This window comes from Saccharopolyspora mangrovi, from assembly GCF_035320975.1.
GTDB lineage: Bacteria > Actinomycetota > Actinomycetes > Mycobacteriales > Pseudonocardiaceae > Saccharopolyspora > Saccharopolyspora mangrovi.
In genome coordinates, this window is record NZ_JAWLNX010000004.1 from 226,285 (window position 1) to 244,541 (window position 18,257).

Annotated in this window: 23 protein-coding genes; 14 read left to right on the forward strand and 9 right to left on the reverse strand. The window is 71.8% G+C overall.

Features of this window, described 5'->3' with window-relative positions:
* The first annotated feature begins 10 nt into the window (after positions 1–10).
* Genes R4I43_RS07780 through R4I43_RS07790 form a run of 3 tightly spaced genes read left to right on the forward strand, consistent with a single transcriptional unit; the run spans position 11 to position 1,984 of the window.
* Positions 11–514, forward strand: a complete 504-nt coding sequence (locus R4I43_RS07780) for a flavin reductase (RefSeq protein ID WP_324264855.1) — start codon at positions 11–13, stop codon at positions 512–514.
* Positions 507–770: a hypothetical protein gene (locus R4I43_RS07785; RefSeq protein WP_324264856.1), complete on the forward strand. Its 264-nt coding sequence runs from the start codon at positions 507–509 to the stop codon at positions 768–770. The genes R4I43_RS07780 and R4I43_RS07785 overlap by 8 nt, the downstream gene beginning before the upstream one ends.
* Complete coding sequence (locus tag R4I43_RS07790; protein ID WP_324264857.1) at positions 767–1,984, forward strand: amidase; 1,218 nt, start codon at positions 767–769, stop codon at positions 1,982–1,984. Before R4I43_RS07785 ends, R4I43_RS07790 begins: the two co-directional genes overlap by 4 nt.
* Here the strand turns inward: R4I43_RS07790 and R4I43_RS07795 are convergent.
* The 3 genes from R4I43_RS07795 to R4I43_RS07805 all read right to left on the reverse strand — a co-directional run bounded on the left by R4I43_RS07795 (position 1,981) and on the right by R4I43_RS07805 (position 4,544).
* Positions 1,981–2,604, reverse strand: a complete 624-nt coding sequence (locus R4I43_RS07795) for a response regulator transcription factor (protein ID WP_324264858.1) — start codon at positions 2,602–2,604, stop codon at positions 1,981–1,983. The two genes, R4I43_RS07790 and R4I43_RS07795, sit on opposite strands and share 4 nt — an antisense overlap.
* Before the next feature lie 72 nt (positions 2,605–2,676).
* On the reverse strand, positions 2,677–3,243 hold the full coding sequence (locus R4I43_RS07800) for a nuclear transport factor 2 family protein (protein WP_324264859.1): 567 nt from the start codon (positions 3,241–3,243) through the stop codon (positions 2,677–2,679).
* On the reverse strand, positions 3,240–4,544 hold the full coding sequence (locus tag R4I43_RS07805; RefSeq protein ID WP_324264860.1) for an MFS transporter: 1,305 nt from the start codon (positions 4,542–4,544) through the stop codon (positions 3,240–3,242). Before R4I43_RS07805 ends, R4I43_RS07800 begins: the two co-directional genes overlap by 4 nt.
* 194 nt (positions 4,545–4,738) lie before the next feature.
* Between R4I43_RS07805 and R4I43_RS07810 the strand changes: the two genes are divergently transcribed.
* The 5 genes from R4I43_RS07810 (at position 4,739) to R4I43_RS07830 (ending at position 9,126) form a co-directional block, all read left to right on the forward strand.
* Positions 4,739–5,572 carry a helix-turn-helix transcriptional regulator gene (locus R4I43_RS07810; protein ID WP_324264861.1) on the forward strand — a complete coding sequence of 278 codons (834 nt, stop codon included), beginning with the start codon at positions 4,739–4,741 and terminating at the stop codon, positions 5,570–5,572.
* A gap of 38 nt (positions 5,573–5,610) precedes the next feature.
* Complete coding sequence (locus tag R4I43_RS07815) at positions 5,611–6,726, forward strand: WD40/YVTN/BNR-like repeat-containing protein (protein WP_324264862.1); 1,116 nt, start codon at positions 5,611–5,613, stop codon at positions 6,724–6,726.
* A complete protein-coding gene (locus R4I43_RS07820; protein WP_324264863.1) occupies positions 6,723–7,022 on the forward strand; it encodes a MoaD/ThiS family protein in 300 nt (99 codons plus the stop codon). The genes R4I43_RS07815 and R4I43_RS07820 overlap by 4 nt, the downstream gene beginning before the upstream one ends.
* 16 nt (positions 7,023–7,038) lie before the next feature.
* Positions 7,039–7,857 (forward strand): MBL fold metallo-hydrolase, encoded by an 819-nt coding sequence (locus R4I43_RS07825; protein ID WP_324264864.1) that lies wholly within the window; start codon positions 7,039–7,041, stop codon positions 7,855–7,857.
* Positions 7,858–7,944: 87 nt separating this feature from the next.
* Positions 7,945–9,126: an MFS transporter gene (locus R4I43_RS07830; protein ID WP_324264865.1), complete on the forward strand. Its 1,182-nt coding sequence runs from the start codon at positions 7,945–7,947 to the stop codon at positions 9,124–9,126.
* Between the two features lie 15 nt (positions 9,127–9,141).
* Here R4I43_RS07830 and gndA read toward each other — a convergent pair whose 3' ends face one another.
* Genes gndA through R4I43_RS07845 form a run of 3 tightly spaced genes read right to left on the reverse strand, consistent with a single transcriptional unit; the run spans position 9,142 to position 12,771 of the window.
* Entirely contained in the window at positions 9,142–10,581 is a 1,440-nt protein-coding gene (gndA, locus tag R4I43_RS07835; RefSeq protein WP_324264866.1) for an NADP-dependent phosphogluconate dehydrogenase, read from the reverse strand.
* 49 nt (positions 10,582–10,630) lie between these two features.
* The gene (locus R4I43_RS07840) at positions 10,631–11,629 is read right to left on the reverse strand and encodes an iron-containing redox enzyme family protein (protein WP_324264867.1); all 999 of its coding nucleotides are present in this window, start codon (positions 11,627–11,629) and stop codon (positions 10,631–10,633) included.
* Positions 11,630–11,640: 11 nt separating this feature from the next.
* A complete protein-coding gene (locus R4I43_RS07845) occupies positions 11,641–12,771 on the reverse strand; it encodes a carboxylate-amine ligase (protein ID WP_324264868.1) in 1,131 nt (376 codons plus the stop codon).
* 120 nt (positions 12,772–12,891) lie between these two features.
* On the opposite strand from R4I43_RS07845, the gene R4I43_RS07850 reads away from it, so the two are divergent.
* A complete protein-coding gene (locus R4I43_RS07850) occupies positions 12,892–13,545 on the forward strand; it encodes a HemK2/MTQ2 family protein methyltransferase (RefSeq protein ID WP_324264869.1) in 654 nt (217 codons plus the stop codon).
* Positions 13,526–13,729 (forward strand): CDGSH iron-sulfur domain-containing protein, encoded by a 204-nt coding sequence (locus R4I43_RS07855; protein ID WP_324264870.1) that lies wholly within the window; start codon positions 13,526–13,528, stop codon positions 13,727–13,729. The genes R4I43_RS07850 and R4I43_RS07855 overlap by 20 nt, the downstream gene beginning before the upstream one ends.
* 3 nt (positions 13,730–13,732) lie before the next feature.
* Here the strand turns inward: R4I43_RS07855 and R4I43_RS07860 are convergent, their stop codons facing one another.
* Positions 13,733–15,211, reverse strand: a complete 1,479-nt coding sequence (locus R4I43_RS07860; RefSeq protein ID WP_324264871.1) for an FAD-dependent oxidoreductase — start codon at positions 15,209–15,211, stop codon at positions 13,733–13,735.
* Positions 15,212–15,351: 140 nt separating this feature from the next.
* Between R4I43_RS07860 and R4I43_RS07865 the strand changes: the two genes are divergently transcribed.
* Together R4I43_RS07865 and R4I43_RS07870 are read left to right on the forward strand one after the other, a co-directional pair.
* A complete protein-coding gene (locus R4I43_RS07865) occupies positions 15,352–15,531 on the forward strand; it encodes a CsbD family protein (RefSeq protein ID WP_324264872.1) in 180 nt (59 codons plus the stop codon).
* A gap of 99 nt (positions 15,532–15,630) precedes the next feature.
* Positions 15,631–15,975: a hypothetical protein gene (locus tag R4I43_RS07870; RefSeq protein ID WP_324264873.1), complete on the forward strand. Its 345-nt coding sequence runs from the start codon at positions 15,631–15,633 to the stop codon at positions 15,973–15,975.
* Between the two features lie 11 nt (positions 15,976–15,986).
* Here R4I43_RS07870 and R4I43_RS07875 read toward each other — a convergent pair whose 3' ends face one another.
* Entirely contained in the window at positions 15,987–16,427 is a 441-nt protein-coding gene (locus R4I43_RS07875) for an Lrp/AsnC family transcriptional regulator (RefSeq protein ID WP_324264874.1), read from the reverse strand.
* An 81-nt stretch (positions 16,428–16,508) separates the two neighbouring features.
* Here R4I43_RS07875 and R4I43_RS07880 point away from each other — a divergent pair, with 81 nt between their 5' ends.
* Positions 16,509–17,228, forward strand: coding sequence for an AzlC family ABC transporter permease (locus R4I43_RS07880; RefSeq protein ID WP_324264875.1), 720 nt, complete (start codon positions 16,509–16,511; stop codon positions 17,226–17,228).
* Positions 17,221–17,550 carry a branched-chain amino acid transporter permease gene (locus R4I43_RS07885; RefSeq protein ID WP_324264876.1) on the forward strand — a complete coding sequence of 110 codons (330 nt, stop codon included), beginning with the start codon at positions 17,221–17,223 and terminating at the stop codon, positions 17,548–17,550. Before R4I43_RS07880 ends, R4I43_RS07885 begins: the two co-directional genes overlap by 8 nt.
* Before the next feature lie 2 nt (positions 17,551–17,552).
* Here R4I43_RS07885 and R4I43_RS07890 read toward each other — a convergent pair whose 3' ends face one another.
* On the reverse strand, positions 17,553–18,245 hold the full coding sequence (locus tag R4I43_RS07890; protein WP_324264877.1) for a GntR family transcriptional regulator: 693 nt from the start codon (positions 18,243–18,245) through the stop codon (positions 17,553–17,555).
* Positions 18,246–18,257 lie beyond the last annotated feature (12 nt).

Here is an 18,257-nt window from a genome sequence, read left to right on the forward strand (position 1 = left end):
AGGAGGGACCGTGGCAGACCTGACGCCCGCACAGCGGGAGTTCCGCGCGGCGATGGCGAACCTCTCGGCCGGGGTCAACATCGTCACCACGGACGGGCCGCGCGGTCGCGCCGGCATCACGGTCAGCGCCGCCTGCTCGGTCACCGACGAGCCGCCGACGATGCTGGTGTGCGTGCACCGCGCCAGCAGCGCCCACGACGTGCTGGTCGGCAACGAGCGGGTGTGCGTCAACGTCCTGGGCTCCGGCCAGCAGGAGCTGGCGCTGCGCTTCGCGGGAGCGACCGGGCTGCCGATGCGCGAGCGGTTCACCGGCGAGGTCTGCGACTTCGCGGAGGTGCCGGTGCTGCGCGACGCGGCCGCCTCGATCATCGGGCACCTGGGCCAGGTGCGCGCGCAGGGCTCGCACTCGGTGATGTTCGTCGAGGTCGAGCGGGTGATCACGCGTTCGGGAAGCGGTGCTCTGGTGTACTTCCAGCGGGAGTTCCACAGCCTTGCGGGAGCGAATCGTGGATGACCGGAACATGACGCTGACCTGCTACAACGACACCCACGGCTACGGCTGGCGGCACGTGGACCTGTTCGTGCACGACGCCGGGGGCCGCGAGGTCGAGTGGGTGCACTGGCTGGTCGACGAGGACGGCCCGGACGCCGCCGACGCCGCCACCGCCGAGGTGGAACCGCTGCTGCGCCGCACCTCCCCGTGGCGGCGCGGCGTCAGCGCCACCGGCATGGACTACTGGGTCGCCGACGCCGCGTGGGAGCAGCCGTGAACCTGTGGCACCCGTGGTCGTTGCGCGAGCTGGTCAACGACCTGACCGCCGGCCGCACCACCCCGGCCGAGGCGCTGGAGCGCAGTCGCAGCAGGATCGCCGACACCGATCCGGTCCTGCGGGCGTGGGTCGAGCACCTGCCCGAACCCGCCGCCGCTGCGGGCCCTCTGGGCGGGGTGCCGCTCGGGGTCAAGGACATCATCGACGTCGCGGGCGCACCGACCCGCTGCGGTTCGCAGCTGCGCGCCCACGCGCGCCCGGCGAGCGACGACGCCGCGATCGTGCGGGCGTGGCGGCGAGCCGGTGCCGTTCCGATCGGCAAGACCGTGACCACGGAGTTCGCGTTCTTCTCGCCCGGGCCCACCCGCAACCCGGCCGATCCCGAACGCACCCCGGGCGGGTCCTCCAGCGGTTCGGCGGCAGCCGTGGCGTCCGGGCAGGTGCCGCTGGCGCTCGGTTCGCAGACCGCCGGCTCGGTCACCCGGCCCGCCTCCTACTGCGGCGTCGCGTCCCTGGTGCTCAGCCACGGCCGGTACCCGACCGACGGCGTGGTCGGCCTGGCGCCGAGCCTGGACTCGCACGGCTTCTGCACCGCCACGGCCGCCGACCTCGCCCTGGCCTGGTCGGCGCTGTCCGGCACCCCGGAAGCGGCTCCGAACCGCGCACCCCGGCTGCTGCGCTGGAACGCGTCCGCCCTGGGCGCGAGCAATGCGATGGGCGCGGCGCTGGAGGCGACCTGCGGGTGCCTCGCCGACCGGGGCGCGGTGATCAGCACCTTCCCGGACGAGGGGCTCATCGCCGAACTCGCCGAAGCCCACCCGGTGGTCATGGCCTGGGAGGCGGCGCGCGAGCGCGCCGAGGAGCTCGCCGCGGCCGACCGGATCAGCGACCACCTCGCGACCCTGCTGCGCACCGGTGCCGCCACCTCCGAGGCCGACCACCGCGCGGCCCGGCAGGTCGTCACCGAGGCGCACCGGCGCCTGGAGCAGCTCGCGTGCGACGCCATCATCGGACCGGCAGCCCCGGGTCCCGCACCGCGCGGACTCGACGCGACCGGCGACCCGATCATGAGCCGTCCCTGGCAGGCGCTCGGCCTGCCCGCGGCCACCGTCCCCGGCCGGCGCGACGACACCGGAATGCCGCTGGGAATCCAGCTCATCGGCTCCCGCAACGGCGAAATCGCCCTGCTCGCCGCAGCTCGGGCAATCGGCTAGACCTCGACGGAGTGCTGGAGGATGTCCCGGACGAGAGTCCCCAGGCTCTCGGATTCCGTCTTGGCCTTGATCCGGGCGCGGTGCACGTCAACGGTTTTCACGCTCGTCCCCAGGTCGCGCGCGATGAGCTGGCTGGACAGCCCGTCCACGACCAGCCGCAGCACCTCCCGCTCGCGCGGGGTCAGCGACGCGACCCGCTCGCGCACCCGCAGCCGCTCGGCGTGGGCGGTGAAGCACTGCTCGGCCTCGCGCAACTGGTCCTGCACCACCTCGAGCATGCGCTGCGGCTCGTAGGGCTTCTCCAGGAAGTCCACCGCGCCCAGCCGCATCGCGCGCACCGACATCGGGATGTCGCCGTGCGCCGAGCAGAAGATCACCGGCGCCGGGTACTCGCGCTCGGACAGCTCCTCCTGCAGCTGGAACCCGCTCAGGCCGGGCATCCGGACGTCGACGATGACCACACCGGGCTCGGCCGGGTCGAACTCGTCGAGGAACCCGGTGGCGTCCGGGTAGGTGAGGGCTTGAACGCCGACCGTCTGCAGCAGGAAGACCAGCGACTGCCGGTGCGCCTCGTCGTCGTCGACGATGTGCACCACCGGAGCGGAAAGCGTCGTCGTCATCGTTCCTCCAGGCGAACCAGGGGAAAGCCCAAGACTAGGCGCGCGGAACGGCGCCGGATAGCTCCGTTCTCGTTAAGAACCCGTGGCGGGGCGCAGCAGCACCGACCGCGACGGGTGGTCGGAGGCGAACCGGTCCGGCAGGGGAGCGACGAACACGTTCTCGGTGCGGGTGCGGGTGATCCGCCAGCCCTCGGGTTCCCGCCGGAAGGCGTTGTTGAGCCTGCTGGACCGCAGCACGCCGCTGCCGTCGGCGAACAGCCACGGCTGCACGTGGATCCACAGCCCGGTCGCCTCGTCGCCGTCCACGCGGATCTGCTCGGAGGTCAGGTAGTGGGCGTTGAGCAGCAGCGCCGGTTGCCGGTCCGGGCTCCAGAACCGCTCGAAGTGCGCTCGGATCTCCGCGTGCCCCTCGGCGCGGCCGAACTGCCCGTCGTAGTGCTCGCCCACGCCCTCCCAGACCGCGTCCGGGGTGTAGAGCTCCATGATCAGGTCGATGCGCTCGGCGTCGTCGCGCACCCCGAACTCCGGGCACGGGGTGTCGCACAGGAACATGTAGCGCGCCTGGATCCGGCGGATCTCCGCTTCGGCCTCCAGCACCTCGATCCGCCTGGTCAGCGCGGCGATCGTCGGCTCGGTCATGCGGCTCCTCCCGTGCGTGCGGGCGCGGTTTCGGGCAGGGCGAGCAGGCACAGCAGCGACACCAGCAGGCCGGCGGCGATGTACCAGCCGACCGAGGCCGAGCTGCCGGTGATCGCGATCAGCCGGTTGGCGATCATCGGTGCCAGTCCGCCGCCGAGCACGCTGCCGATCTGGAACGCCAGACCGACCCCGGACTGCCGCTGCTCGGCGGTGAACAGCTCCGAGAAGTAGGTCAGCAGCGGACCGAACAGGAACCCGCCGAGGGTGAACCCGATGATCACCGCCAGGCCCACCGCCAGCGGTGTTCCGACGTCGCTGATCCGGAACATCACCAGCGCGTACACCAGGGCGCTCGCGGCTCCGGAGATCATCACCGGTTTGCGCCCGAGCCGGTCGGACAGCCAGCAGGCCAGCACGATCGTGACCGCGTGGCACAGCAGCCCGATCACGCTGCCCAGCACGATCGGCTGCCGCGGCAGCGCCAGGCCCTGCGGTGCGGCGGCCGTGGCGTAGGAGAGCATGAACGTCGCGAGGATGAACATGTTGGCGTTCAGGCCCAGGTTCACGCCCGCCGCCAGCAGCAGCCGCTTCCAGTCCCGCCGGAACACCGCCAGGAACGGGACCTTCCGGCTCCGCGGGAGCGCGACGAACTCCGGGGTTTCGTCGATGCCGCGACGCGCCCACACGCCCAGCACCAGCACGACGCCACCGACCAGGAACGGCAACCGCCAGCCCCAGTCGATCACGGCCTGCATCGGCAGCAGCAGGACCAGCGAGAACGCCAGGTTCGCCAGCAGCTGCCCGATCGGCGAGCCCAGCGCGGCGAACGAGCCGTACAGCCCCCGGCGGTGGTCCGGTGCGTGCTCCACGGCCAGCACCGCCGCGCCGCCGATCTCCCCGCCGCGCGCCAGACCGTGGAACGTGCGCAGCACGATCAGCAGCAGCGGCGCGGTGATCCCGATCGCCAGGTACGACGGCAGCACGCCCATCAGCAGCGTCGACGAGCCCATCACCACGAACGTCAGCAGCAGCGAGAACCGCCGCCCCCACCGGTCGCCGATCCAGCCGAACAGCAACGCCCCGAGCGGGGTGAACAGGAATCCGACGGCGAAGGTCGCCAATCCCAGGAACGCGCCGAACCACTCGTCGCTGCTGATGAAGAAGATCTGCCCGAACACCAGGGCCGCGGCGGTGCCGTAGATGGCGAAGTCGTAGAACTCCAGGGTGGAGCCCACCCCGCTGGCCAGGCCGATCCGGCCTACCCCGGTGCGCGAGGCGCTGTTCTCGCTGAGCACAGGCATGGCGAGTCCTGTCGGTGGAGGAGGCGGAACTCGGCGTCCGCGCTGTGCCGATCAACGCTAGGGAGGTCCTCGACCGGTCGCCATTGGTGATTTCCCGGCCGGGGGCTGAAGGATTCCCCTACCGCGCCGCCGCGAGCCTGGTTCCGTCCCGAGTTCGGATCCGGAATGTCGGTTGTGCGCGGTACCGTCGCGCCATGCGCCGGGAATGGGCCGAACGGGGGAAAGCGGAGATGCCGGACGTCGCCGTCGAGGCGGCGTGCTTCATCGCGAGCCGCGCCTGCGAACCCATCACGCTCGCCGACGTCGCCGACCACGTCGGCTACAGCCCGTTCCACCTCGCCCGCGCGTTCGAGCGGGCGCACGGCCAGCCGCCCGGGAGGTTCCTGGCCGCGCACCGGTTCCAGCGCGCGAAGCGCCTGCTGCTGGAGACCGACGAACGCGTCAGCGACATCTGCTGCGAGGTCGGGTTCAGCTCGGTGGGCACCTTCACCCGCCGGTTCACCACCGACATCGGCCTGTCGCCGGTGAGCTTCCGCAGGCTGCCCGACCTGCTCAGCGACGCCCCGCCCCGCCCGGTGCTGGTGGCCGGCACCGCCGCCACCGGCGGCGCGGTCACCGGATCGGTCCGCCTCAGCCCCGCCGCTCGCATCGCCCTCGGTGGCGCACCGGCGATCTACGTGGGCCTGTTCCCGCGGCGCGCCCCGCGCGGCGTGCCCGTCGTCGGCGCGCTGCTGGACGAGCGGGATCGCTTCGAGCTCACCGGCGTCCCACCGGGCACCTACTGGCTGCTGGCGACGGCCTTCGCCGCGCGAGCCGAGCTCGACCAGCAGCTCGTGCCCGGCTGGAACGTCGTCGGCGGCTCGCCCACCCCGGTGCGCATCAGTCCCGCGCGGCCACCCGAGGACCGCGAGATCACCCTGCAGATCGTGCCGCCGTGGTCGGCTCCGGTGCTGGTCGCGCTGCCGCCGCTGGCCTCGCCGATTGCGCAAGATCGGAGAAGACAACCCGTCGCAGCGGGCCTACGTTGAGCTCGACACCAGTCTTGACCAGCGCAGGGAGCCCACTCATGAGTCGTGTCCGAGTCCTCGTCGGCACCCGCAAGGGAGCGTTCATCCTCACCGCCGACGGCACCCGCGAATCGTGGGAGGTGGACGGGCCCCACTTCGGCGGCTGGGAGCTCTACCACCTCAAAGCCTCGAAGGTCGATCCCGACCGCTTGTTCGCCTCCCAGTCGATGGGCTGGTTCGGGCAGCAGATCCAGCGCTCCGACGACGGCGGGCGCAGCTGGCAGCCGGTCGACAACCACTTCTCCTACGACGGAACCCCCGGCACGCACCTCTGGTACGACGGGACGCCCCGGCCGTGGGAGTTCACCCGCGTGTGGCACCTGGAACCCTCGGCCACCGACCCGGACACCGTCTACGCCGGGGTGGAGGACGCCGCGTTCTTCCGCAGCACCGACGCCGGCCGCAGCTGGCACGAGCTGCCCGCCCTGCGCGAGCACGAGTCCGCGCCGAACTGGCAGCCCGGTGCGGGCGGCATGTGCCTGCACACGATCATCCAGGCGCCCAACAACCCGGACCGCTTCTACATCGCGATCTCGGCGGCGGGCGCCTTCCGCACCGACGACGGCGGCAAGTCCTGGCGCCCCATCAACCACGGCCTGCACTCGGGCCAGATCCCGGACCCGGACGCCGACGTCGGCCACTGCGTGCACCGCCTGGCCCTGCACCGCGACCGGCCCGACGTGCTGTTCATGCAGAAGCACTGGGACGTGATGCGCAGCGACGACGCCGGTGAGTCCTGGTACGAGATCAGCGGGGACCTCCCCACCGACTTCGGCTTCCCGATCGACGTGCACGCCCACGAGCCCGACACCGTCTACGTGGTGCCGATCCACAGCGACGAGCAGCACTACCCGCCGGAGGGCAAGCTGCGCGTCTACCGCAGCCGCGTCGGCGGCAACGAGTGGGAACCGCTGAGCAAGGGCTTGCCGCAGGAGAACTGCTACGTCAACGTGCTGCGCGACGCGATGGCCGTGGACGACCTCGACGACTGCGGCATCTACTTCGGCACCACCGGCGGCGACGTCTACGTCTCGCCCGATTCCGGTGACACGTGGCGCCCCATCGTCAACAACCTGCCCTCGGTCCTGTCGGTGGAGGTGCAAACGCTGCCATGATCCGGATCCTGCTTCCCGCGCACCTGCGCACCCTGGCCAAGATCCCCGAGCACGAGGTGGTCGTCGAGGTCGCCGGTGTCCCGACGCAGCGGCTCGTGCTCGACGCCCTGGAAGACCGCTACCCGGCGCTGCGCGGCACGGTGCGCGATCACGACACCAAGAAGCGGCGCGCGTTCATCAGGTTCTTCGCCTGCGAGCAGGACCTGTCCAACGAAGGCCTCGACGATCCCCTCCCGGAGGAGGTCGCGGTCGGCAAGGAGCCCTACATGATCATCGGCGCGATGGCCGGCGGATGATCGCTAGGGTGGTGGAATGCTGGTTCACCACCTGGATTGTGGTCCGATGCGGCCCTTCGGCGGTCGGTTGATCGACGGTGAGGGGTCGGTGCTGCGCCGGGCCAGGATGGTCTGCCACTGCTTGCTCGTCGAGACCGGGCGCGGACTGGTGCTGGTCGACAGCGGATTCGGCAGCGCGGACTCCGACCCGTCGACGACCTCGCTGCCGAAGGCGTTCCGGATGCTGATGAGCCCGCAGCTGGACCCGGCCATGACCGCGCTCGCGCAGGTGCGGGCGCTGGGGTTCGACCCGGCCGACGTGCGCCACATCGTGCTCACCCACCTCGACCTCGACCACGCGGGCGGCCTGCGGGACTTCCCGCAGGCCAAGGTGCACGTCCACGGGCCCGAACTGCGGGCGGCCACAACGGTTCCCGACATGCGCTACCGCACGGGCCAGTGGGCGCACGGTCCGGACTGGGCCACCTACGACAGCCCGTCCGGGCAGGACTGGTTCGGCTTCGAAGCGGTGCGCGACCTCGACGGGCTCCCCGAGGACGTCCTGCTGGTGCCGCTCGGCGGTCACACCACCGGCCACGTCGGCGTCGCGGTCAACACCGGCGCGAGGTGGCTGCTGCACGCCGGTGACGCGTTCTTCGCGAGCGGCGAGCTCGCCCAGCCTCCGCACTGCCCGCCCGCGCTGCGCGCGTTCCAGCGCAGGATGGCCGTGGACGACCAGGCGCGCCTGCACAACCAGAGCAGGCTCCGCGAGCTCGCGGCCGGCTCCGACGAGATCGACATCTTCGCCGCCCACGACCCCGTCGGCCTCGACCGCCACGTGCGCGGCGTCTGCTGACACCGGGCCGCGCCCCGGGAATTGGTTTGACCGCTCCAGTTCCGGACCGCAGACTGGGGCGCGGTCTGGATCGATGCTGGGGGTTCTGTGGCGGTCGAAACGCGCGCCCGTTCCGGCGTGTTGCGTGCGCGCAACGCTGTCGCGATCGTGTTCGCGCTCAACGGTTTTGCGATGGCCAGCTGGATGTCGCGGATCCCGGAGGCGCGCGACGCGCTGTCGGTGACGCCGGGGGAGCTGGGCAGGATGCTGCTGGCGATCTCGGCGGGCTCGCTGCTGGCGCTGCCGCTGTCCGGGACGGCGGTGCACCGGTTCGGGGCGCGGGCGGTCATCACCGGTGGAGCCGTGGTCACCGCAGCCGGTTTGGCGCTGTCCGGAACCGGTTCCGGGGTGTTCGGCAGCGTGTGGGTCACCGCGGCGGGCCTGTTCGCGTTCGGGCTGGGCACGGGCTTGTGGGACGTGTCGATGAACATCGACGGTGCCGCCGTGGAGCGCGAGATCGGCCGCACGATCATGCCGCGCTTCCACGCCGGGTTCAGCTTCGGCACGGTCATCGGCGCCGGTGTCGGCGCGGCCTGCGCGGGGTTGGGCGTGCCGGTCGTCGTGCACCTGATCGCGGCGGCGGTCCTGGTGGCCGTGGGACCGGCTCTCGCAGCCCCGTCCCTGCTGCCCGCGCACGACGGCGAGGAGGAGAAGTCCTCTTCCGGCGCCGTCCTGCGCGCGTGGGCCGAACCCCGAACCCTGCTGGTGGGACTCATGGTCCTGGCGATGGCGCTCACCGAGGGCACCGCGAACGACTGGCTGGGCGTGGCGTTGGTCGACGGCTACGACCTCCCGCCGTGGCTGGGCGCGGCCGGGTTCGCCGTCTTCCTCAGCGCGATGACCGCCGGCCGCATGGTCGGCACGATCCTGCTCGACCGCTTCGGCCGCACCAAGGTCCTCTGGTCGACGATGGCCACCGCCGCTGTCGGAGTGCTGCTGGTCGTCCACGGGACCTGGCTGCCGCTGGTGTTCCTCGGCGCCGCGATCTGGGGGCTCGGAGCGTCGCTCGGGTTCCCGGTCGGCATGAGCGCCGCCGCCGACGACCCCACCCGAGCGGCGGCTCGCGTCAGCGTCGTCTCCACGATCGGCTACACGGCCTTCCTCGCGGGCCCGCCGCTCCTCGGCTACCTCGCCGACCACGTCGGCACCCTTCACGCCCTCCTGCTGGTGGCGGTCCTCCTCATCCCCTCCGCCCTGGCGGTCCCGGCGGCGAGACCCGCCTCCAGCTGAACTCGGCTCTCGCGCTCAGGCCTGGACTTCGGTGCGGTCGCCGCCCCACAGCGTGTGGTAGGTGCCTTCGCGATCGGTGCGGTGGTAGGTGTGGGCGCCGAAGTAGTCGCGCTGGCCCTGCGTGAGCGAGGCGGGGAGGCGTTCGGCGCGCAGCGCGTCGTAGTAGGAGAGCGCAGCGGCGAAACCCGGTGCGGGAACGCCCTGTTCGGTGGCGGCGACGAGCACCGCCCGCCAGTCGTCCTGGGCTTCGGCGATCTCCGCGGCGAACTCCTCGTCGGCGAGCAGGCTCGGCAGGTCCGGCCGCGCGTCGTAGGCGGCGCGGATGCGGTCCAGGAACGCCGCGCGGATGATGCAACCGCCGCGCCAGATCGCGGCGATCGCGCCGAGGTCCACGTCCCAGCCGTACTCGGCGCTGCCCGCGGCGATCTCGTGGAACCCCTGCGTGTAGGACACGATCTTCGACGCGTACAGCGCTTGCTCGACCTTGTCGGCGAACGCCGCCGCCTCGGTCGGGCCCAGCGCCTGCGGCACCGGGCCGGCGAGGTCGCGGGACGCCCGGCGCAGCGCGGTGTGACCCGACAGCGAGCGGGCGAACACCGCCTCGGCGATGCCCGACACCGGAACGCCCAGTTCCAGCGCCAGTTGCACGGTCCAGCGCCCGGTGCCCTTCTGCTCGGCCTGGTCGGCCACCACGTCGACGAACGGCCGTCCCGTCGCAGCGTCCACGTGGGACAGGACTTCGGCGGTGATCTCGATCAGGTACGAGTCCAGCCGCCCGGTGTTCCAGGCGCGGAAGATCCCGGCGATCTCCTCGGGAGAACGGCCACCGACGTCGCGCAGCAGCTGGTAGGCCTCGCCGATGAGCTGCATGTCGGCGTACTCGATGCCGTTGTGCACCATCTTCACGAAGTGCCCTGCGCCGTCCGCGCCGACGTGCGTGACGCACGGCGCTCCGTCGGCGGCATCGGCGGCGATCTTCTCCAGCATCGGGCCGAGCGAGTCGTAGGACTCCGCCGAGCCGCCCGGCATGATGCTCGGCCCGCGAAGCGCTCCCTCCTCACCGCCGGAGATGCCGGTGCCGACGAAGTGGATGCCCTGCTCGCGCAGCTCCTGCTCACGGCGGCGGGTGTCGGAGAAGTGCGCGTTGCCGCCGTCGACGATCATGTCGCCGCTCTCCAGCAGCGGGGCGAACTCGCGGATCACCGCGTCCGTGGGGTCACCGGCCTTGACCATGATCACCAGTCGCCGCGGTCGTTCCAGCGCGGCGACGAACTCCTCGGCGGACTCGGTCGGCACGAACGTGCCTTCCTGCCCGAACTCCTCGACGAGTTCGCGGGTGCGCGACGGGGTGCGGTTGTGCAGCGCGACCGCGTAGCCGTTGCGTGCGAAGTTGCGCGCCAGGTTGCGGCCCATGACCGCCAGCCCGCTGACGCCGATCTGCGCCGATGTGCTCATGCCTGCTCCCGAGTCGACTCCGGTGACCCGTCCGATTCTCGGCCGGGGTTCACCGGCTCGCAGCGAGCTGCGGGGCGTCGAGCGGGCGCAGCAGCGAGGACCTGCCGTCGTGCCAGGCGCCCAGCAGGTGATCCGCGAGCCTGCCTTCCAGGAGTTCGGTGACCTGGACGCCGAAGACGACGTCGGCGGCCAGCTGCGGTTCGCGCTCCAGCAGGTCGCCGATGACGTCGCGGCGCATGACCTGCTCGTGCACGGCGTCGGCCTCGACGTGCTCGGTGAAGAAGTGCACGCACTCGGGCGCGGCGCCCAACCGTTCCAGCGCCGCGGCGAGGCGGTGCGCGCTGGGCGCGGTGGTGATCTCGGCGGCGGCGAAGTGACCGACCAGCGCACCGCGCAACCCCCGGTGCAGGCCCAGCATCGACATCAGGTTGACGATGGTGATTTGCGGCGCGGGCACGACGTCCAGGTAGTGCAGGTAGTCGGAGGACAGCCCGGCGCCGTCCAGCAGGTCGGCGAACAGCCGGGCGTGGACGCGGTCGCCGCGCCCGCCGCCGAACTCGTCGAACTCCACCGCCACCAGCGCCGCCTTCGCCTGACCTTGCAGGCGCGGGATCACCCACGCGTGCGGATCGGCTTCCTTGAGGTGGTAGATCGAGCGGTGCGCGAAGTACTCCCGCATCTGCCACCACTCGCCGCGGTCGCGCAGGTGGTGCGAGACGCCGCTGCCGGGCACCGCTTCCACCAGCAACCCGTCGAGCACTCCGGCCACGTCGTCGGAAGCGGGGATCTCCGCGCGCAGCGCGTCCAGGAAGATCCGCTCGAACTCCGCCCGCAGCGCGAGCAGTCCCGGGTCCCACTCCCAGTCGGGGGAGACGTCGTCGAAGCCGCGGTAGTGCAGCTCGTAGCAGGTGTGCAGGGCGAGCGCGAGATCGTCGCCGAACGGGTCGTGGCCGTGGGCCGTCGCGGGTGGTGGAACCGGGGCGGCCCGCGACAGCGCGGCGTTGACGGCGGCGGACAGCGGGCCTCGCGGCTCGGGCAACGTGGTCATCGAGCTCTCTTTCATCGGGGACGGACCTGGAGCGCGGCGAGCAGACCTCCCCGGGAGGCCGCCGCGCGTTGCCTGCGGGCACCGGTGCCGCAGTGCAGCAGCCCGGCGACGAGCTTGCGCACCGCGGCCAGATCGCGGGTCTCCTCCAGAGCGGGAGCCGCCCACCGGACCATGCCGTGCACCAGTTCGGCAGCGGGCACCCGGTGCCGCGCCACCAGGTCGACGCCCGCGCCGTCGAGGCCGTGGCGCGCGGCGGTCCACACCGCCGCCTGTGCGAGCCGTTCGTCGATCTTCGGCGCCTCGCGCCCTGCGTCCAGCTCGCGTTGCGCGGTGCGCACCAGGGCGCGGGACAACGCCGCCTGCAGCATCGCCTCGCCGACGTTGGTGGCGGCGTCGGCCACCCGCAGTTCCACGGTCGGCAGGTGGGGTGACGGCCGAGCCAGCCAGAAGGTCATGGCCTCGTCGACGAGCACGCCGCAGTCGACCAGGCGCGCGACCTGGCGGTCGTGGTCGGCGGCCGAGGCGAAGCGGGGCGGGATCCCCGAGCCGGGGAAGCGGGACTGCTGCACCATGCGCCAGCTCGCGTAGCCGGTGTCCGCACCGAGGTGGAACGGCGAGTTCGCCGACATCGCCAGCAGCGACGGCAACCACCGGTGCAGGTGGTTGACCACGGCGACCGCCGTCTCCCGGTCGGGCACGCCGACGTGCACGTGACAGCCGCAGGCCTGGTAATCGGTGATCACCGCCCGGTAGGTGTCGGCGATCAGCGCGAAGCGCGGGCCCGGTGAGACCGGGCTCGGGGCACCTGGCAGCGGAGGAGTGCCGGAGGTGATCAGCGCGAGCCCTTCGGCCTGCGCGGCGCGCGCCATCCGGTCGCGCCCCGAGCGCAACTGCTCGCTCAGCTGCGCCAGCGTGCTGCAGATACCGGTGGTGGCCTCGGTCTGCGCGGTCAGCAGTTCGGGGTGGACGTTCAGCTGCGGGTCGCCGTCGGCGACCCCGGCCAGCACCGCCGGGCCTCGTCCTTCCGGCGCACCGGTCTGCGGGACGACCACGAGGAACTCCTCTTCGACGCCGAAGGTCAGCGCCGGATCGGGAGCGTGTTCGATCGTCGGTGCGGAGTGCTCGATCGCGGGAGTGTTCACCGGCTCGCTCCTCCCCGTGGCGGCGATCGCCCTTGCACGGCTTGCTTTCCCAGGTGAGGGCGCGGGCAAACCTCCAGGTTCGCGGTTTGTGGAAGTCCTCCGCAGGAAACCTGTGTGGGCATGAGATTGCTTCGGACTTCGGCCGTCTACCGGCCGCAGGGCGACACCTGGTTGCTCGCGCGGGCTTTGGGTGATGCCGGGCTCAACCCGGGCAGCCGGGTGCTCGACGTGGGCACCGGCACGGGTGCCCTCGCGCTGACGGCCGCGCAGGCCGGTGCGCGCCAGGTGACGGCCGTGGACGTGTCGGTGTCCGCGGTCGTGGTGGCCGGGGTCAACGCGTGGCTGCGCCGCTTGCCGGTGCGCGTCGCACCGGGCGATGCGCTGGAGCGCGACTACCGGGAGCCCTTCGACGTCGTGCTGGCCAACCCACCTTACGTGCCCGCCGCCCGGTCGGGACCACCGCGCGGCGCGGCGCGGGCGTGGGACGCCGGCCACGACGGCCGGGCGATCATCGAGCGCCTGTGCTCCCGCATGGCGGAGCTCCTGGCGCCCGGTGGGATGTTGCTGATGGTCCAGTCCGATCTGGCTGATGCGGAGGCGACGCTGGCGCGCCTGCGCGAGGAGGGGATGAAAGCCGCCGTGGTGGAGCGTCAACGGCAGCCCTTCGGCCCGGTTCTCGCGCAGCGCGCGGCCGTGCTGGAGGAGCGCGGGCTGATCCGGCGCGGGCAGCGCTCGGAGGAGTTGGTGGTGATCCGTGCCGACCGACCGCGCTGACCGCAGGCGGGTCACCATCGTCCCGGGCGGGCCGATCCTGGTGGAAGGACCGGTCCGCTTGGTGCTGGCGGACGGCACCGCAGTGGACTCCGACCGGTTCGCCGTCGCCATCTGCGCCTGCCGCCGCAGCCAGAAGTACCCGTTCTGCGACACCAGCCACCGCCGGAAGGTCCGCGAGAGCTGACGGTCACCCACTCGATCCCGGTGGGGACTTCGTCGGCAGCGGGCGGACGGCCGGGCCCTCCAGCACGGCGCCGTCGACCGAGAAGCGCGACCCGTGGCACGGGCAGTCCCAGGTGGCCTCGGCCCCGTTGAACCGCAGCAGGCAGCCGAGGTGGGTGCAGCGCAGCGAAACGCAGTGCAGCGCCCCGTCTTCGTCGCGGTAGACGCCGGTGCGCTCGGTCCCGCTGCGCACGACCGTCGCGCTGCCCGGCTTCAGCTGCGTCACGTCCAGCCCTCGCGAGGGGGAGAGGCGGTCGGCGACGAAGTCGACCCCGGCCCCCAGGTTGTGCCACGCCAGCCGCGGCCACGAGCCCGGCGACAGCCGCCACGGCGACAGCGCTTCGGCCCAGGGGTTGTCGCGTTCGGACAGCAGGTCGGCCAGGACCATCCCGGCGAAGGTGCCGCCGGTGAGCCCCCACTTCATGAACCCGGTCGCGACGAAGAGCCGGGACGAGCCCGGCAGGTAGCGGCCCACCATCGGAAACCGATCGTGCGGAACGAGGTCCTGCGCCGACCAGCGGTGCGTGACCTCCTCGACCGGCCAGTGCTCGCGGGCGAAGGCCTCCAGCCGCGAGTAGCGCTCGGCGCCGACGCCGGCCTGGCCCGACTCGTGGCCCTCGCCGCAGACCACGAGGTGATCGCCGTGCGAGCGCAGCGACCGCGTGGGCTGCCCCGCGGTGATCGACAGTCCCCGCGGTGGCTCCTCGCGGAGCCGCGCGGCGATGCAGTAGGAGCGCTGGACCTGCAGCATCGCGAAGAACAGGCCGCGGTCCCACACCGGGGCGTGCGTGGCGACCACGACGCGGTCGGCTTCCAGCTCACCGCCGTCGGTGGTGATCCGGCACGGCGTGCCCTCGGACAGGCGCAACGCCCTGGACCGTTCGAACACGGCGCAGCCGTCGCCGTCGACGCGTGCGGCGAGCCGGTGCGCGTGGTGGACCGGGTCGAACTCGATCTGGTCGTCGAGCCGGGCCGCGCCGGTGACCGGGAACGGGAGTTCGCCCAACGCGTCGGCCGCCACCGCAAGCCCGGCTTCCCGCGCCGCCTCGACCTCCTCCTCCACGGCCCGCAGGCCTTCGTCGTCCACGGCGAAGGTGTGGGCGGTCCTGCGCCGGAGATCCGACGGATCACCGAGCTCGGCGATCTTCTCCACCGCAGCGGTGCTCGCGTCGGCGTAGACCTGCGCGGCCTCGGTTCCCCGGTGCTGCCGAATCGTGGTGCACATCGTCGACTGCAGCGCGGTCGCCTTCGCCGTGTTGTTGCCCGTCGCGCCCGAAGCGACCCGGTCGGCCTCGATCACCGCGACCGCCGCTCCTTCGCCCTTGAGCAGCAGCGCCGTGGTCAGCCCTGCGATGCCGCCGCCGATCACCGCGACGTCGAACGAACGCCTCCCGCGCAGCGGTGGGTACTCGCCGCGCTGCTCCTGCAGCCATGGGGAACTCATGTGCCAGGCCCCTTCCGCTCGGCACCTGCCGTCACGCGGTTTGCTTTCCCCACCGCACACCCCCTGAAACCGGCGCGAGTTTTGCGATCAGGGTTCGGGGGTATGCCGTGGTCTCCCGACGATTGAGAGGGAGTTGCACTATGTCTGCACTGGACAAGGCCCGCAACAAGGTCGAGGAGACCGTGGGCAAGGCCAAGGAGAAGCTCGGTAGCGCTACCGGCGACCGCAGGACCGAGGCCGAGGGCAAGACCGAGCAGGCCAAGGGCAACATCAAGCAGGCCGGTGAGAACGCGAAGGACGCCCTGCGCCGGGACAAGTGATCTGACACGTTCCCGGAAGTCCGCGCGACTCAACCGGTTTCCCTCGGCGGGGGCCGTTGAACAGCCCCCGCCGAGCCGTGCGTCCCTAGGAGGCTCCTGATGCAGGAGCAGGACTTTCCGCTGCCGGACTACGACCAGTTGTCGACGGGTTCGCTGCAGCACATGATCCGCTCGCTCGGCCGCGACGAGCTCACCCGCGTGCTGGACTACGAGCAGGAGCACAACAACCGCCCGCAGGTCGTCGAACTCATGAACCAGCGGCTCGAAGAGCTGCGCCGCGGCGCCGAACCGGCTCCAGGCGAGCACCGTGCCGAACCCGCCGAGGCGCAGGACTCGGCCGCAGGCTCCCCGGTGACTCCGTCGGGCTCCCCGCAGCCGATGCATCCCCCGCGGCACGGCAACCAGGAGCAGCCCGGCAAACCCAAGGGCGAGCGGTCCCGCTGAGGGCGGTGACCTCAGGCGCTCGTCTTGAGCTTCTTCATGATCAGGTGCGAGTCGACCCTGGCGACCGCTCGGAGGGCCATCAGCTTGGTGGTGAGGAAGGTTTCGAAGGTGGCCGAGTCCTCGACGGCGACGCGGATCAGGTAGTCGGGGCGGCCGAAGAGCCGGTGGATCTCGACGACCTCGTCGTAGCCGGTGATGGCGCGTTCGAGCTCCTCGACGGTCTGCAGGTCGTTGATGCTGATCTCGACCGAGACCATCACCTCGAAGCCGCGCCCCGCAGCGGCCGGGTCGATCCGGGCGCGGTAGCCGGCGATGACCCCGTCGGCTTCCAGGCGCTTGACCCTGCGCAGGCACGGGGCAGGGGTGAGCCCCACCCGCTGGGCGAGCTCGACGTTGGTCAACCTGCCGTCCTGGCTGAGCTGCTCGACTATTGCGCGATCGAGGGCATCCATCGCCATTCCATTGCTCTCAATCCGGGAATCCTGGTGTTCTGAGCAACCACATTACTCTTATCGCGACCTAAAATTGCAGATATGCCTGCTGTTCTGGTCGACGAGACCACCGTCCCCGCGCGCGCCGACTTCCGGGCCGCCTTGCGGGATTCGAGCTCCGTGGGGCTGGCGATGATCCCGCTCGGCCTCGCCTTCGGGCTGCTCGTGGTGCACGCCGGGCTCGACTGGTGGTGGGCGACCGCGTTCACCGCGCTGATCTACGCGGGCTCGCTGGAGTTCCTGCTGATCGGGCTCGTGGTGGCGGCCGCGCCGCTGGCGCAGGTCGCGGTGACGGCGCTGCTGGTCAACTTCCGGCACGTGTTCTACGCGCTGTCGTTCCCGCTGCACCGGGTGCGCAGCCGAATCGGCAAGGTGTACAGCACCTACGCGCTCACCGACGAGGTCTACGCGCTGTCCACCGGACCCGCTGCGCGGGAGTGGAGCGGCAGGCGGATTCTGTGGCTGCAGGTGCTGCTGCAGTTCTACTGGGTCGCGGGCGGAACGATGGGTGCGCTGTTCGGCGCGCTGGTGCCGTTCCGGCTCGACGGGCTCGACTTCGCGCTCACCGCGCTGTTCGTGGTGCTGGCCATCGACGCCTACCGGGCGCGGCGCGGGATCCCCGTTCCGGCGCTGGCGATGGTCTGCGCGCTGGTGAGCGCGCTGCTGTTCCCCGACCAGATGCTGCCGGTCGCGCTCGGGCTGTTCACCGCCTGCCTGCTGGCGAGCCGAATCTCGTTGCGGAAGAAGACCTCTGATGCCTGATCCGATCCACATCGCCGGCGCCGTGGTCGTGTCCGCCGCCATCACCTGGGCGCTGCGCGCGTTGCCGTTCGCCGCGCTCGCGCCGCTGCGCACCAGCGCGACCGTGCACTTCCTCGGTGCGCGGATGCCGGTCGGCGTCATGGTGATCCTCGCCGCCTACACCCTGCGCGACACCGAGGCCGCCGCCGTCGCGCCGACAGCCCTGTCGCTGGCGGCGACCATCGGGCTGCACCTGTGGAAGCGGAACCCGGTGCTGAGCATCTTCGGCGGAACCGCCGCGCACGTGCTGCTGACCAGCGTGGTTTTCGCCCAGCCCGGGTAGTCTCAGCCCTGGTGCTCGCGGTAGGCGGCGACGAGCTGGGTCTCGGCGGCGTCGAAGTACGCGTCGAGCTTGGCCGCGGCCTCCTCGCGCTGCCCGTCGGTGAGCAGGTCGGCGATCTCGCGGTTGAGGCCCAGGTAAGGCGCGTGGAACTGCTCGGGCCGCGACATCACGTGGAAGGCCAGGCGCAGCTCGGCCAGCAGCTGTCGCATCGTCTCGTTCACCCGCGGGCTGCCGGCCAGCGCCGCCAGCGCCTCGTGGAAGCGCATGTTGGCCGTACCGACGTCCCACCAGCGCTGTTCGGCCGCAGCGCGTTCGCCGTCGCCGACCGCGCGGTCGACCGCGGGGACCAGGCCGGGGTTCTCGCCGCGGCGCACCGCGCTGGTCTCCAGCAGGCGGCGGATCCGGTAGAGGTCGATCACGTCGTCGGCGGAGAGCACCCGGACGAACACGCCGCGGTGGAACTCGTGCACCAGCAGCCGTTCGTGGACCAGCAGCCGGAACGCCTCGCGCAGCGTGTTGCGGGAGACCGCGAGCGCCTTGCCCGCGCTCTCCTCGGAAAGCCGGGTGCCGGGGGAGAGGGCGCCGTCGATGATCCGCTGGCGCAACACGTCGGCGACCCGTTCGGCGGTGCTCGTGCGGTCCAGCAGCGCCCGGTCGGCCGCCAGCAGGTCCGCCCACGGATCGGTCGCGGTCAATCCGGCTCCCGG